The organism is Pseudonocardia sp. (genome assembly GCF_025965585.1).
GTDB lineage: Bacteria > Actinomycetota > Actinomycetes > Mycobacteriales > Pseudonocardiaceae > Pseudonocardia.
The window spans coordinates 1-12,337 of record NZ_JAOPWR010000237.1; the positions used below are offsets into that span (position 1 = coordinate 1).

The 12,337-nt window shown below is 75.1% G+C and carries 14 protein-coding genes and 1 pseudogene; 14 read left to right on the plus strand and 1 reads right to left on the minus strand.

The window, feature by feature from the left end; all coding sequences use genetic code 11:
• From JWR81_RS15385 to JWR81_RS15425, 9 genes and pseudogenes are all read left to right on the plus strand, one after another.
• A pseudogene (locus tag JWR81_RS15385) lies at positions 1-883 on the plus strand (type VII secretion protein EccC); the annotation flags it as partial.
• 7 nt (positions 884-890) lie between these two features.
• Positions 891-2,354 carry a type VII secretion-associated protein gene (locus JWR81_RS15390; protein ID WP_297652134.1) on the plus strand — a complete coding sequence of 488 codons (1,464 nt, stop codon included), beginning with the start codon at positions 891-893 and terminating at the stop codon, positions 2,352-2,354.
• 105 nt (positions 2,355-2,459) lie between these two features.
• Positions 2,460-2,780, plus strand: coding sequence for a WXG100 family type VII secretion target (locus JWR81_RS15395; protein WP_297652136.1), 321 nt, complete (start codon positions 2,460-2,462; stop codon positions 2,778-2,780).
• Between the two features lie 10 nt (positions 2,781-2,790).
• Positions 2,791-3,084 carry a WXG100 family type VII secretion target gene (locus JWR81_RS15400; RefSeq protein ID WP_297652139.1) on the plus strand — a complete coding sequence of 98 codons (294 nt, stop codon included), beginning with the start codon at positions 2,791-2,793 and terminating at the stop codon, positions 3,082-3,084.
• A gap of 270 nt (positions 3,085-3,354) precedes the next feature.
• Positions 3,355-3,798, plus strand: coding sequence for a 50S ribosomal protein L13 (gene rplM / locus JWR81_RS15405; RefSeq protein WP_297652142.1), 444 nt, complete (start codon positions 3,355-3,357; stop codon positions 3,796-3,798).
• 41 nt (positions 3,799-3,839) lie between these two features.
• Entirely contained in the window at positions 3,840-4,376 is a 537-nt protein-coding gene (rpsI, locus tag JWR81_RS15410) for a 30S ribosomal protein S9 (protein ID WP_297652145.1), read from the plus strand.
• 4 nt (positions 4,377-4,380) lie between these two features.
• Entirely contained in the window at positions 4,381-5,724 is a 1,344-nt protein-coding gene (gene glmM / locus JWR81_RS15415) for a phosphoglucosamine mutase (RefSeq protein ID WP_297652148.1), read from the plus strand.
• A gap of 61 nt (positions 5,725-5,785) precedes the next feature.
• Positions 5,786-6,043 carry a hypothetical protein gene (locus JWR81_RS15420; protein WP_297652151.1) on the plus strand — a complete coding sequence of 86 codons (258 nt, stop codon included), beginning with the start codon at positions 5,786-5,788 and terminating at the stop codon, positions 6,041-6,043.
• A complete protein-coding gene (locus JWR81_RS15425; RefSeq protein ID WP_297652154.1) occupies positions 6,040-6,447 on the plus strand; it encodes a hypothetical protein in 408 nt (135 codons plus the stop codon). Before JWR81_RS15420 ends, JWR81_RS15425 begins: the two co-directional genes overlap by 4 nt.
• A 7-nt stretch (positions 6,448-6,454) precedes the next feature.
• Here JWR81_RS15425 and JWR81_RS15430 read toward each other — a convergent pair whose 3' ends face one another.
• Positions 6,455-7,279 carry an alpha/beta hydrolase gene (locus JWR81_RS15430; protein ID WP_297652157.1) on the minus strand — a complete coding sequence of 275 codons (825 nt, stop codon included), beginning with the start codon at positions 7,277-7,279 and terminating at the stop codon, positions 6,455-6,457.
• A 123-nt stretch (positions 7,280-7,402) separates the two neighbouring features.
• On the opposite strand from JWR81_RS15430, the gene JWR81_RS15435 reads away from it, so the two are divergent.
• The 5 genes from JWR81_RS15435 to JWR81_RS15455 all read left to right on the plus strand — a co-directional run.
• A complete protein-coding gene (locus JWR81_RS15435; RefSeq protein ID WP_297652160.1) occupies positions 7,403-8,851 on the plus strand; it encodes an NAD(P)H-hydrate dehydratase in 1,449 nt (482 codons plus the stop codon).
• 85 nt (positions 8,852-8,936) lie between these two features.
• A complete protein-coding gene (gene alr / locus JWR81_RS15440) occupies positions 8,937-10,094 on the plus strand; it encodes an alanine racemase (protein ID WP_297652164.1) in 1,158 nt (385 codons plus the stop codon).
• Positions 10,088-11,200: an alpha/beta hydrolase gene (locus tag JWR81_RS15445; protein WP_297652167.1), complete on the plus strand. Its 1,113-nt coding sequence runs from the start codon at positions 10,088-10,090 to the stop codon at positions 11,198-11,200. Before alr ends, JWR81_RS15445 begins: the two co-directional genes overlap by 7 nt.
• Before the next feature lie 59 nt (positions 11,201-11,259).
• Positions 11,260-11,685 carry a tRNA (adenosine(37)-N6)-threonylcarbamoyltransferase complex ATPase subunit type 1 TsaE gene (gene tsaE, locus JWR81_RS15450; RefSeq protein WP_297652173.1) on the plus strand — a complete coding sequence of 142 codons (426 nt, stop codon included), beginning with the start codon at positions 11,260-11,262 and terminating at the stop codon, positions 11,683-11,685.
• A partial coding sequence (locus tag JWR81_RS15455) for an HAD family hydrolase (RefSeq protein ID WP_297652170.1) occupies positions 11,682-12,337 on the plus strand: 656 nt, incomplete at its 3' end. The genes tsaE and JWR81_RS15455, both read left to right, overlap by 4 nt.

Below are 12,337 nucleotides of genomic sequence, written 5' to 3' on the forward strand. Positions count from 1 at the left end.
CGGGGCGGCCGCGGTGGTGGCCGCGCCCCGGCTGACCGCCGACGCGCTCGACGCCGGCGCGCTCGTAGCGTCCGTCGCAGGGGAGTGGACCGGCCCGGCGATGGCGCCCGTGCGGTTGCTGCCCGACCGGATCGACCTCGACGCGCTCCCGCAGGCCGGGCCGGGCGAGACGGGCATCCCGATCGGGGTGGACGAGGAGCGGCTCGCCCTCGTCACGCTCGACCTCGCCGCCGAGCCGCACCTGCTGTGCTTCGCCGACGCGGAGAGCGGCAAGACCACCCTGCTGCGGCTCGTGGCCCGCGGGATCGTGGCGGCCCGCACGCCCGAGCAGGCGCGCATCGTGGTGGTGGATCACCGGCGCGGCCTGCTCGGACGGGTCCCGCCGTCGCACCTCATCGGCTACTCCAGCACGCCCGAGGCCACCGCCGCAGCGGCCCGTGAGGTCGCCGAGTCCCTGCGGCGCAGGTTGCCGGGGCCCGATGTCACGCCGCGGCAACTGCGCGAGCGCAGCTGGTGGACCGGGCCGGAGGTGTACGTCCTCGTCGACGACTACGACCTCGTCGCCCCCGGGGGCGGGGTGGTGCACCCGCTGCTGCCGCTCGTGGAGTTCCTGCCACAGGCCAAGGACGTGGGCCTGCACGTCGTCGTGGCCCGGCGCAGCGGCGGCGCCGGCCGGGCCCTGTTCGACCCGTTGCTCGGCCGGCTGCGCGAGCTGGCCGCACCCGGCCTGGTCATGAACGGCAGCGCTGACGAGGGCGCGCTGGTCGAGTCGGTCAAGCCGTCGCCCCAACCCCCCGGCCGCGGCACGCTCGTCGACCGCAGGCGCGGGGCCCGCCGCCTGCAGCTGGCCTGGCTGCCGCCCGACGGGGAGGGGGAGCCGTGACGCCGCCGTGACCGGCGAACGCGTCGCGGTCCAGGTGGGCGGCTCCACGGTCCGGGTCGCGGTCGCCCCGCTGCGTGCCGGTGCGCCGACGCTCCTCGCTGAGCAGGAGGGCCGCGTCCTGCAGCGGCCCGACCAGCTCCACGGTCTGCTGGCCGGGCTGCTCGACGCGCCGCTCGCCGAGCTGCTGGTGGTCCATCCGGCGGGCTGGCCGGCCGAGCGCGTCGCGGCGTGGCCGGGCATGTCCGTCCCGGCGCCCGTCGCCGCGGCCGGCCTCGCCGCCCGGCTCGTTCTGGACGTCGGTGGCGCGGGGGCCGAGGCCGCGCTCGTCGAGGGTGGCCGCGTGCTCGCCCGCCGCCGCCGCCCGGTGGGCGGTGCGCGGATGGACGCGGCACTGGCACCGCTGCTCGGCCCCGACCGCACCGCGGCCCGTCGCGTCCGGGAGGCGTTGTCGCTGCTGCCGGTCGCCGACGGGATCGACGCCGGGCAGCTGTACGACGTGCTCGCGCCCCTGCTGGACGACCTCGTGGCGCTGGTGCGGTCCCTGCTCGCCGTGCGGGCCGCACCGGTTCTGCTCATCGGCGGGGTGGCCCGCTCGCCGCTGCTGGCCGAGGCGCTCGATGCGGCGGGCGTCGCCGACGTCGTCGTGGCGGCCCGTCCCGACGCGGCCGCGGTGCTGGGCGCGCTGGACCTCCCTCGCGTGGGGAAGCAGCGGCCTGCGCCCGGCACCACCCGCGGGCGGTCCGGCCCGGGCGACGCTCCGGCGGCCCCCGTGCCTCGCGCGACCGGTCCACGTCCTGCACCGGGCCCGCTCGGCACCTGGGCCCCCCGGGGGCTCCTGGGCACCGACCCGACCACGCACCGGGCGCTCCCGACCATCGGCCCGGCCGCGCACCGGTGGCTCCCCCCACCTGGCCGTCGCGACCGGCGTCCGGTCCGGAGGGTGCTCGGTGTCGTGGCGGCGCTGGCCACGGCAGCGGGCCTGGTGTGTCTCGGGCAGCTGCTCCGGGCGGCACCGGACGCGTCGGGGGCAGTGCCGTCCGGGGTCCTCGTCCAGTACGGCTACCGGTTCGACGTCCCCGCAGGCTGGGAGCACAGCGGCGGCCTGCCGGAACGACGCCGGAGCCTCCTGACGCCGGTCGCCACGCCGGAGGCCACGGACCTCATCGCGGTCGAGCGCACGCCCCTGGGCTACGACGCGGCCGCCGAGCCCGAACGCGCCCGTGCCGAACTGCGCGCCACCTACGACGCGGCCGTGGCCACGGGCTCCGCGCTGTCCGGCTACGGCGCGGAGCAGGTCGCCGGCCGCGCGGTCACCGCCTACCGACAGGCCGACGGGGAGGCGGTCGTCGCGTGGTTCGTCCTTCTCGACGAAGACGCGCAGCTCTCGGTCGGCTGCCGGCACACGCCCGCCGCGGAACGGGCGGTGCGGGCCGCCTGCGAGGTGGTGGTCGGCTCGCTGCGCCGGGCCTGACGTTCGCACCCGCGAACCGTCCGGCGGAAACGCCACGCCGCCGGTGCGCGGCCTGCCACCGTCGTCGGCACGAGATCGGGACGACACGCAGAAGGGGTGATCCGGATGGCTGGAACGGTCGACGGGTTCGGCACGACGACGGAGGAGATGGCGAGGGCGGGCGGGCACGTCCTGTCGGTGAACGCGGCTGTGCAGGGGGAGCTGGGCACGCTGCGCGGCAAGCTCGGCCCGCTCGCCGGTGCCTGGACGGGCAGCGCCGCGGCCGAGTTCGCGAAGCTGATGGTCCGGTGGGACGCCGACGCCAAGGCGCTGAACGAGGCGCTGCGCACGGTCGGCGAGTCCATCCAGGGCTCCCGCGCCACGTACCAGCAGCAGGAGGACGCGCAGGCCGCGAGCATGTCCTCGATCACCGCGGCGCTGGGCTGAGGAGGCCACGATGCCCACGTCCGAGATCAAGGTCACGTTCAGTGCACTGGCTGCGGCCCAGGCCGACGTCGCCACCACCGCGTCGCGCATCACGGCACAGCTGGAGGACCTCAAGCGGTTCCTCGCGCCGATGGTCGCCACCTGGCAGGGCCGGGCGGCGGAGGACTATCAGGTCAGGCAGCGCCAGTGGGACGCCGCGGCCTCCGACATCGCCGCCGTGCTGGCACAGATCGGGGCGGCGCTGGGTGCCGCGAACGACGGGTACCAGCAGGTGGAGCGCGCCAACGCGGCCCGCTGGAGGTAGCGTCGGCGGTCGACCGGGCGGGGGCACCCGGCAGTTGGAGGGGGCGTTTTGACCCTGCTCCGGACCGGCGGGTACCCTCGTTCTTCGATAGTGCGGCGGGTGGAAACCCCCAGTTGGTTGTGGCGAGTCGTGTAGCAGCGATTCGCACCGGCTCTGCTCGGTTGACCGTCGGGCTCGAGCTCGACGCCCTCCGCACCCACCGCACCAGAGGAACGTTCCCCGAGGGCTTCGCAGCGCTCGGCGAGCACACGACATTGACGAGGTAGGTCCGTGCCCACGTACAGCCCGAAGCCCGGCGAGATCACCCGCGCCTGGCACGTGATCGATGCTACGGACGTGGTGCTCGGCCGCCTCGCCACCCACGCTGCCACCCTGCTGCGCGGCAAGCACAAGCCGACGTACGCGCCGCACATGGACACCGGCGACTTCGTGGTGATCATCAACGCGGAGAAGATCGCGGTGTCGGGCAACAAGCGCACCGACAAGTTCGTCTACCGCCACTCCGGCTACCCGGGCGGTCTCCGCCAGCGTTCCGTCGGCGAGATGATCGAGAAGCACCCGGACCGTCTCGTCGAGAAGGCGATCACGGGGATGCTCCCCAAGAACAAGCTCGGCCGTGCCATGAGCAAGAAGCTCAAGGTGTACGCCGGCCCCGAGCACCCGCACGCCGCGCAGAAGCCGGAAGCGTTCGAGATCACCCAGGTTGCCCAGTGACTGAGGCGGCCGGCACCGAGTCTGTGGAAGAAGGACAGCCCGTGACCACCCCCGAGCAGCCCGAGGTCGAGGCCGTCGAGGAGGCCCCCCTCGAGGCCGAGGCCGCCGAGTACGTCGAGGACGTGCCCGCCGACGACTTCAGCGACGTCGAGGTCGACATCGACGCGCCGGCCATCCCGGCCGTGTTCTCCGACCGCCCGATCCAGACGGTCGGCCGCCGCAAGGAGGCCGTCGTCCGCGTCCGCCTCATGCCGGGCACGGGCCAGTTCACGCTCAACGGGAAGTCCCTCGAGGTCTACTTCCCGAACAAGCTCCACCAGCAGCTCATCCGTGAGCCCCTGGTGCTTCTGGAGAAGACCGAGCGCTTCGACATCTTCGCCAACCTGCACGGTGGCGGGATCTCGGGCCAGGCCGGCGCCCTACGCCTGGCCATCGCCCGCGCGCTGATCGAGGCCGACTCCGAGGACCGCCCGCCGCTCAAGAAGGCCGGCTTCCTCACGCGCGACCCGCGCGTCATCGAGCGCAAGAAGTACGGCCTCAAGAAGGCCCGCAAGGCGCCCCAGTACAGCAAGCGCTGATCTTTTGGGCGAGCGACGTCTCTTCGGTACCGACGGCGTTCGCGGACTGGCCAACGGCGAGCTCCTCACTCCGGAGCTCGCCGTTGCCCTTTCCGCGTCCGCCGCTCGGGTGCTCGGTGAACGCGACCGGTCACACCGGCCCGTCGCCGTGGTCGGCCGTGACCCCCGCGCGAGCGGAGAGATGCTGGAGGCCGCGGTCGTCGCGGGCCTGACGTCGGCGGGTGCCGACGCGCTGCTGGTCGGGGTGCTCCCGACCCCGGCCATCGCGTTTCTCGTGGGTGCGGTCGGCGCCGACCTCGGCGTCATGATCTCCGCGTCGCACAACTCGATGCCCGACAACGGCATCAAGCTCTTCGCGGCGGGCGGGCACAAGCTCCCCGACGCGATCGAGGACGCCGTCGAGGCCGGCATCGACTCGGCGGCCCCGCGCCCCACCGGGGCCGCCATCGGCCGGGTCCGCGGCCTGCCCGATGCCGCCGAGCGCTACGTCGAGCACCTGCTCGCCGCGACCCCCGCCCCGCTCGCCGGGCTGCGGGTCGTCGTGGACTGCGCGCACGGGTCCGCGTCCGCCGTCGCTCCCGAGACCTATCGCAAGGCCGGCGCCGACGTCATCGCGCTCCATGCCTCCCCCGACGGGCTCAACATCAACGACGGCGTCGGTTCCACGCACCTCGGCCCGCTGCGGGCGGCCGTGCGCGAGCACGGCGCCGACCTGGGTATCGCCCACGACGGCGACGCCGACCGCTGCCTCGCCGTGGACGCCACGGGCGCCGTGGTCGACGGTGACCAGATCATGGCCACCCTCGCGGTCGCGATGCGCGACGCCGGCGAGCTCGTCGACGGCACGCTCGTCGCCACCGTGATGAGCAACCTCGGCCTGCACCTCGCGATGCAGGACGCCGGGATCACGCTGCGCACCACGCAGGTCGGTGACCGCTACGTGCTCGAGGAGCTGCGGTCGGGCGGGTTCAGCCTGGGTGGCGAGCAGTCCGGCCACGTCGTGATGCCCCGCCACTCCACCACCGGCGACGGGCTGCTGACGGCGCTGCGCCTGATGGCGCGGATGGCCGCCACGGGCTCGTCGCTGGCGGAGCTGGCTTCGGTGGTCACTCCGCTGCCGCAGGTGCTGCTCAACGTCGTGGTGGCCGACAAGGCCGCCGTCGCCGACTCCGCCGCGGTGCGCGACGCCGTCGAGGCCGCGCAGGTGGAGCTCGGCGGCACGGGCCGGGTGCTGCTGCGGCCGTCGGGCACCGAGCAGCTCGTGCGTGTCATGGTCGAGGCCCCCACCACCGAGCTGGCGCAGTCCACTGCGTCCCGGCTCGCGGAGGTCGTCGCCGTCGCGCGATGACCTGCCGGCGAGTTCGCCCGTTCGCCCGCGGCCGGTGGGGTGGCTGCGGCACCATCGACGGATGACGCCCTCGGTGCACCTGCGTCCCGACCGCCTGCGGCTCCACGCCCGGGAGGCCGCTGACCTCGCCGAGACCCTCCAGGCCGCGCTCGCCGCCCGTCCGCCCGATACGGAGCTCGACCACCTCGCGACGGTGCTCCGGCGAGCGGTCGGGGAGCTCGTCGAGCTCGGAGACGCCCTTGTCGAGGCGGCTGCCGCGGGCGAGGTGGCCGACCGGGAGGCGGCCGACGGCATGCGCCGGGCCGGACGCGACGCATGACCGCGCCGGAGCAGCCCACGGGCCACGACTGGTGCTCCGAGCTGGCCGCGACGCTCACCGCTGCCGCGCGCCGTGCCGGGTTGCTGGCCGACCGGATCGCCGAGGACTGGGGCGACGTCCACGGCCGGGAACGGGCGGGGCGAACGGCGCTCCTGCAGCGCGAGCTGGGGCGCTCGGCTGTCGACGCCGCGGAGCTGGGCAGCCGGCTCGCCCCTGCGGCTCGAGACGTCCCGCCGGTCCTCGCGACGGCGCTGGCGGCGCTCCACGGCGCGGCCCACAGGGCAGCTCGGTCCGGCGCCGCCGACATGCCGGGAGCCCACCTGGGCGGCACGGCAGGCACCCGCGTGGACGAGGACCGCGGGATGCGGCTCGCGGAGCTGCCGCCGTCCGGGTCCTTCGGCTGACTGACCGTCAGCGGGTGACGAGGGTGGTGCCGGGGACCTTGCCGTCGACCAGCGACGCCACGCGGTCCTCGTCGCACAGCTTGGTCAGCAGGAACGCCGTGACCAGCGCCTTCGTCAGGCGGCGCACCTTCGCGTCGGGACGGCCGGCGAGGATGAGGTCACTCCAGTGCCGGCCGTCGAGGAAGCCCGTGTGGGAGGCCTTCGGCAGCGTCCGCAGCCACATCGGCCCGCCCGCGGCGGCGGAGATGGGCTCCGCGTGCCCGGCGGCCGGCGCCACCATGTCCCTGCCTGCGGCGATGTGCAGGGCGGGCACGGTGATCTCGCGGGACGCGTCCAGGGCGGACGGGCGCGTCTGCGCGGCCGCGATCGTGACGACCGCGGCGACGCGGGGATGACCGACCGCGGCGAGGAGTGCCGAGCCGCCGCCGATGCCGTGGCCCATGATCGCGGTCTGCCGGGAGTCGACGCTGATCCGGCCGTCGCCGAGCCGGACGCCCGCGCAGACGTCGATGGTGGTGCGCAGGTCGGCGGCGAACCCGGCGTTGCTGGGCAGCACGCCCTTGTGGCTCGACGGCGCGGCGGCCACGATCCCCCACGACGCGAGGTGGCGCAGCAGGTCGGCGTACCGCTCGACGGGCTGCAGCCAGTCGTGCCCGAACGCGACGGCGGGCAGACCGAGGCCTTCCTCCGGCGCGAAGACGATCCCCGGGATGCCGACCATGCCCAGGTCGCCGCGCAGCACCGGATGCGGCCCGGGCCGCGACAGCACGTCGAGACCCTCCTTGGCGTTGCGCAGCGCCGGTGGCCGGGGGGTCGGGCGGGTCCTGGTCACAGCGGTGACCGTAGTACTGCGGATCTCCCGGGGCCCGTCCGAGCCCGGGATTCGTCTCGATCGGGGGAGTGGGCTCCTCGCTCGACACGACCCGGCCGCGTTCGACGGCCTATCGTCGCGCCGGTGAGAGGCGTCTGGACGGCGGAGCAGATCCGTGACACCGAGAAGGTGCTGCTCGAGCGCACCCCCGACGGCGCGCTGATGCGCCGGGCCGCGTTCGGCCTGGCGGTGGTGGCGCGGCGGATGCTCGGGGCGGTGTCCGGGTCGCACGTGGTGCTGCTCGTCGGCGCCGGCAACAACGGTGGTGACGCGTTGTGGGCGGGTGTCGAGCTGCGCCGTCGCGGAGTCGGGGTCACTGCGGTGCTGCTCTCCCCGGACCGCGCGCACCCCGCCGGTCTCGCGGCCCTGCGCCGGTCCGGCGGACGGATCGTCGCCGCCGGGGACGCAGGTTTCGACACGGCGGTTGCGCAGGCCGTCGCGGGCGCCGACCTCGCGCTCGACGGCATCGTCGGGATCTCCGGGCACGGCGGGCTGCGCCCTCCGGCGGCCGAGGTCGTCGCGACCGTCGAGGAGGCCGGGGTCCCGATCCTCGCGGTGGACCTGCCCAGCGGTGTCGACGCCGACACCGGTGCGGTGGACGGCCCAGCCGTGACAGCGGCGGCGACGGTCACGTTCGGCGCCCTCAAGCCGGTGCACGTGCTGGCTGCGGCCCGCTGCGGCCCGGTACACCTCGTCGACATCGGGCTCCTGCCGCTCCTGCCGGCGCCGCACGCCCACGTCCTCGATGCCGCCGACGTGGCGCAGCGCTGGCCGGTGCCGGGGCCGACCGACGACAAGTACACCCAGGGGGTGGTCGGCATCGCGGCCGGCTCCGCCACCTATCCGGGCGCCGCGGTGCTGGCCACCGGGGCCGCGGTGCTCGCCAAGAGCGGGATGGTGCGGTTCGCGGGTAGCGCGGCGCCCGGCGTCCGCGATCACTGGCCCGAGGTCGTGGCCGTGGACCACATCGCCGACGCCGGCCGCACCCAGTCGTGGACGGTCGGGCCGGGCATCGGCACCGACGAAGCCGCCCGTGAGCTGCTGGCCGCCGTGATCGAGCGGGACGTGCCGCTGTGCGTCGACGCCGACGCGATCACGCTGCTGGCGCAGCACGACGACCTGCGCGCGGGCCTGCGCGGACGACCCGTGGTGATCACGCCGCACGCCGGGGAGTTCGCGCGCATCGCGGGGGAGGTCGGCCCGGACCGGATCGGTGCCGCCCGTCGCGCGGCCGCGGATCTCGGGGTGACGGTGCTGCTCAAGGGCCACACCACCGTCGTCGCCGATCCGGACGGCCGCACGCTCGTGCATCCCGCCAGCACCTCGTGGGCGGCGACCGCGGGCTCCGGCGACGTGCTCTCGGGCATCATCGGTGCGCTGCTGGCGGCCGGTCTGGAGCCGTGGTGGGCCGCGGGGTGTGCGGCGTTCCTGCACGCGCGGGCGGCCGAGATCGCGGCGAACGGGGCGCCTTCCCCGGCGTCGGCGCTGCAGGCGGCGATCCCGGACGCCATTCGTTCCCTGAGGTCCGGCTGACCTACGGTGCGACGTCGAGGCGATCGCCGCACGATGGTGACGCTCGGCTCGCGGACTTCCTGTACCTGTCCATCCGGATGAGAGGATGGATGGTGTGGACGATCCGTCGGGGGCCCCGCGTGCTGAGGCGCTCGTGGACCTCGCGGCCGTCCGGCACAACGTCGGGGTGCTCCGCGCCGCCGCCCCGGACGCCGCGCTGATGGCGGTGGTCAAGGCCGATGGCTACGGCCATGGCGCCGTCGCGGTGGCACGCGCCGCGTTGGAGGCGGGCGCCTCCTGGCTCGGCGTCTGCACCCTCGAGGAGGCCCTCGACCTGCGCGCGGGGGGTGTCACTGCGCCTGTGCTCTCGTGGCTGCACCTCTCTGGTGAGGACTTCGGGCCGGCGATCGCGGCCGGCGTCGACCTCGCCGCGTCCTCCCGGGAGCACCTCGCGGCGATCGTCGCGGCGGCCCGGTCGGCCGGGCGGCCCGCGCGGCTGCACCTCAAGGCCGACACCGGGCTGTCGCGCAACGGCGTGCAGCCGCAGGAGTGGCCGGCCCTGCTCGACGACGCGGTCAAGGCCGTCGGCGACGGCACAGTCGAGGTCGTCGCCGTCTGGTCGCACCTCGCCCACGCCGACACCCCCGATCACCCGACGCTCGACCGGCAGGCCGCCCTCCTGACCGACGCGTGGCAGGCCGCGCGCGACCGCGGGCTCCACCCGATCCGCCATCTCGCCAACTCCGCCGCCACGATGACCCGCCCGGACCTGCACTTCGACCTCGTCCGCGCCGGCATCGCGGTGTACGGCCTCGACCCGCTCGACCGGCCGGTCGCCGACAGCCCCCTGCGGCCGGCGATGACGCTGCGCGCCCGCGTGGTGCTGGCCAAGCGGGTGCCGGCGGGCGAGGGCGTGTCCTACGGCCACGAGTGGACGACGCCGCGCGAGACGACGCTCGCGGTGGTGCCCCTGGGCTACGCCGACGGGGTGACGCGGTCGCTGAACCGCCACGGGCGGATGCGGGTACTGATCAACGGAGCCGTCCGGCCGGTCGTCGGCCGGGTGTGCATGGACCAGATCGTGGTGGACTGCGGCGACGCCGACGTCCGGGAAGGGGATCACGCGGTGCTGTTCGGGCCCGGTGACGACGGGGAGCCGACCGCCCAGGACTGGGCGGACGAGATCGGCACCATCCACTACGAGGTGGTGACCGGTGTGCACGGCCGCCGCGTGACCCGCACGCTCGCTGGTGCGGCATGGTGAGGCCGCAGGTCTGGGGCGCCATCGCCGGTGCCACCGGTGCGGTGGCCGCCACCGGCGTCGCGGTCGGGGTCGCGGCCCGCAAGCGCTCGCAGATCGTCACCGCCCACCGGCGCCTCGCCAAGGAGCTCTCGGAGGGCGACGACCCGCTCGGTCTGGTCCCGCCCGGCGAGCCGTCCTCGGTCACCGCCGACGACGGCGTCCGCCTGTCCTGCGAGGAGATCGAGCCCGCCGACGGGCGCGCGTCGATGACCGTCGTGCTCGTGCACGGCTTCGCCCTCGACCGGCGCACCTGGCACTTCCAGCGCCCGATGCTGGCCGAGCTGGTCGATCCGAGCGTGCGCGTGGTGCTCTACGACCAGCGCAGCCACGGCCGCTCGGAGCGGGCGCCGCGAGAGAGCTGCACGATCGAGCAGCTCGGTCACGACCTCGACGCCGTGATCCGCGCGCTGGCCTCCGAGGGGCCGCTGGTGCTGGTGGGGCACTCGATGGGCGGCATGACGATCATGGCGCTCGCCGAGCAGCGTCCCGAGCTGTTCACCGACCGCGTGGTGGGCGTCGCGCTGGTGTCGACGTCGGCGGGGGAGATGGCGAGCGGGGGCCTGCCCGGCGCCCTGCTCTCGCGCAACAACCCGCTCGTCCGCGGCGTCGGGCTCGCTGCGCGTCTGCAGCCCAGGCTGGTGACGGGTGTGCGGCGGATAGCGGGCGACCTCATCTGGTCGATCACGCGCAGCTTCGCCTACGGCGACCGCAGCGTGGCCCCGTGGCTGGTGGACCTCGTGGACACGATGATCAGCGCCAACGCGGTGGACGCGCTCACCGACTTCGTCGACACGGTGGGCAGCCACAACCGCATCGCCGCGCTCCCGGGCCTGTCCACGTGCGAGGTGCTGGTGGCGGCGGGCGAGGCCGACCGGGTGATCCCGTTCTCCCACGCCGAGCGGATCGCTGCCGAGCTCCCCGACGCCACTCTCGTGCGCTTCCCCGGAGTGGGGCACCTCCCGATGCTCGAGCAGCCCGAGGCCATGGACGCGGCATTGCTGGACCTGCTGCAGCGCTGCGTCGCGAAGCGACGGGGTGGGCTGCGCCGGCTGCGGAGGCGGGCGTGAGCGAGCCGGCGAGCTCAGCAGCAGCGGCCCCATCGGTGCCGCTCGGCACCGAACTGGAGCTGCCGGACACCGCCGACACCGAGGCGCTCGGCGAGCGCCTGGCCGCGGGGCTCGGGGCCGGCGACCTCGTGGTGCTGTCCGGGCCGCTGGGTGCGGGCAAGACCGCGTTCGTCCGCGGGCTCGGGCGGGGGCTCGGCGTGCAGGGGCCGGTGACGTCCCCGACGTTCGTGATCGCCCGCGAGCACCGGCCCACACCCGATGGCGCCGGCGTGCCGCTGGTGCACGTCGACGCCTACCGGTTGGGTGGGGCCGCGGAGCTGGACGACCTCGACCTCGACACCGACCTCGCCGAGGCCGTGGTGGCCGTCGAGTGGGGCGAGGGCGTGGTGGAGCGCCTCGCCGAGCGGCACCTCCTCGTGCGGCTGGACCGCCGGCCCGACGACGTCCGGGTGGCCGTCGTGACGTGGGAGAACGCCGCGGGATGAGCGCAGGCATCGACACCGTGATCTTCGACTGGGGCGGCACGCTCACCCCGTGGTTCACCGTCGACGCGGCCGAGGGCTGGCGCACCTACGCCCAGGCCGCGCACGCCGACGACGCCGGCCGGGCCGCCGAGCTCGCTGCTGCGCTGCTGGCCGCCGACGACGCCCGCTGGGCGCGGGTGCGCGACAGCCACGACGCCTTCACGGTGGCCCACGTGCTGGCCGACGCGGCCGCCGAGCACCATCCCGGCGGCATGCGCGCCTACCGCGCGTTCTGGGAGCAGGCCACGGTGACCGATCCCGAGGCCGCCCCGATGCTCACGGCGCTGCGCGAGCGCGGCCTGCGGCTCGGCGTGCTCTCCTCCACCTCCTGGCCCGGCGACTGGCACGAGGAATGGCTGCGCCGCGACGGCGTGCTCGACCTCTTCGACGCCTGCGTGTGGAGCAGCGACCTGCCCTTCACCAAGCCCCACCCCGCGGCGTTCCGCGCCGCGATGGACGCGGTGGGCGCCACCGACCCGGCCCGCTGCGTGTACGTGGGCGACCGTCCCTACGACGACATCAGCGGCGCCAAGGGCGCGGGCATGCGGGCGGTGCTCGTGCCGCACTCCGACATCCCCGCCGTGCAGCAGGTGCCGGTGGACGTGCATCCCGA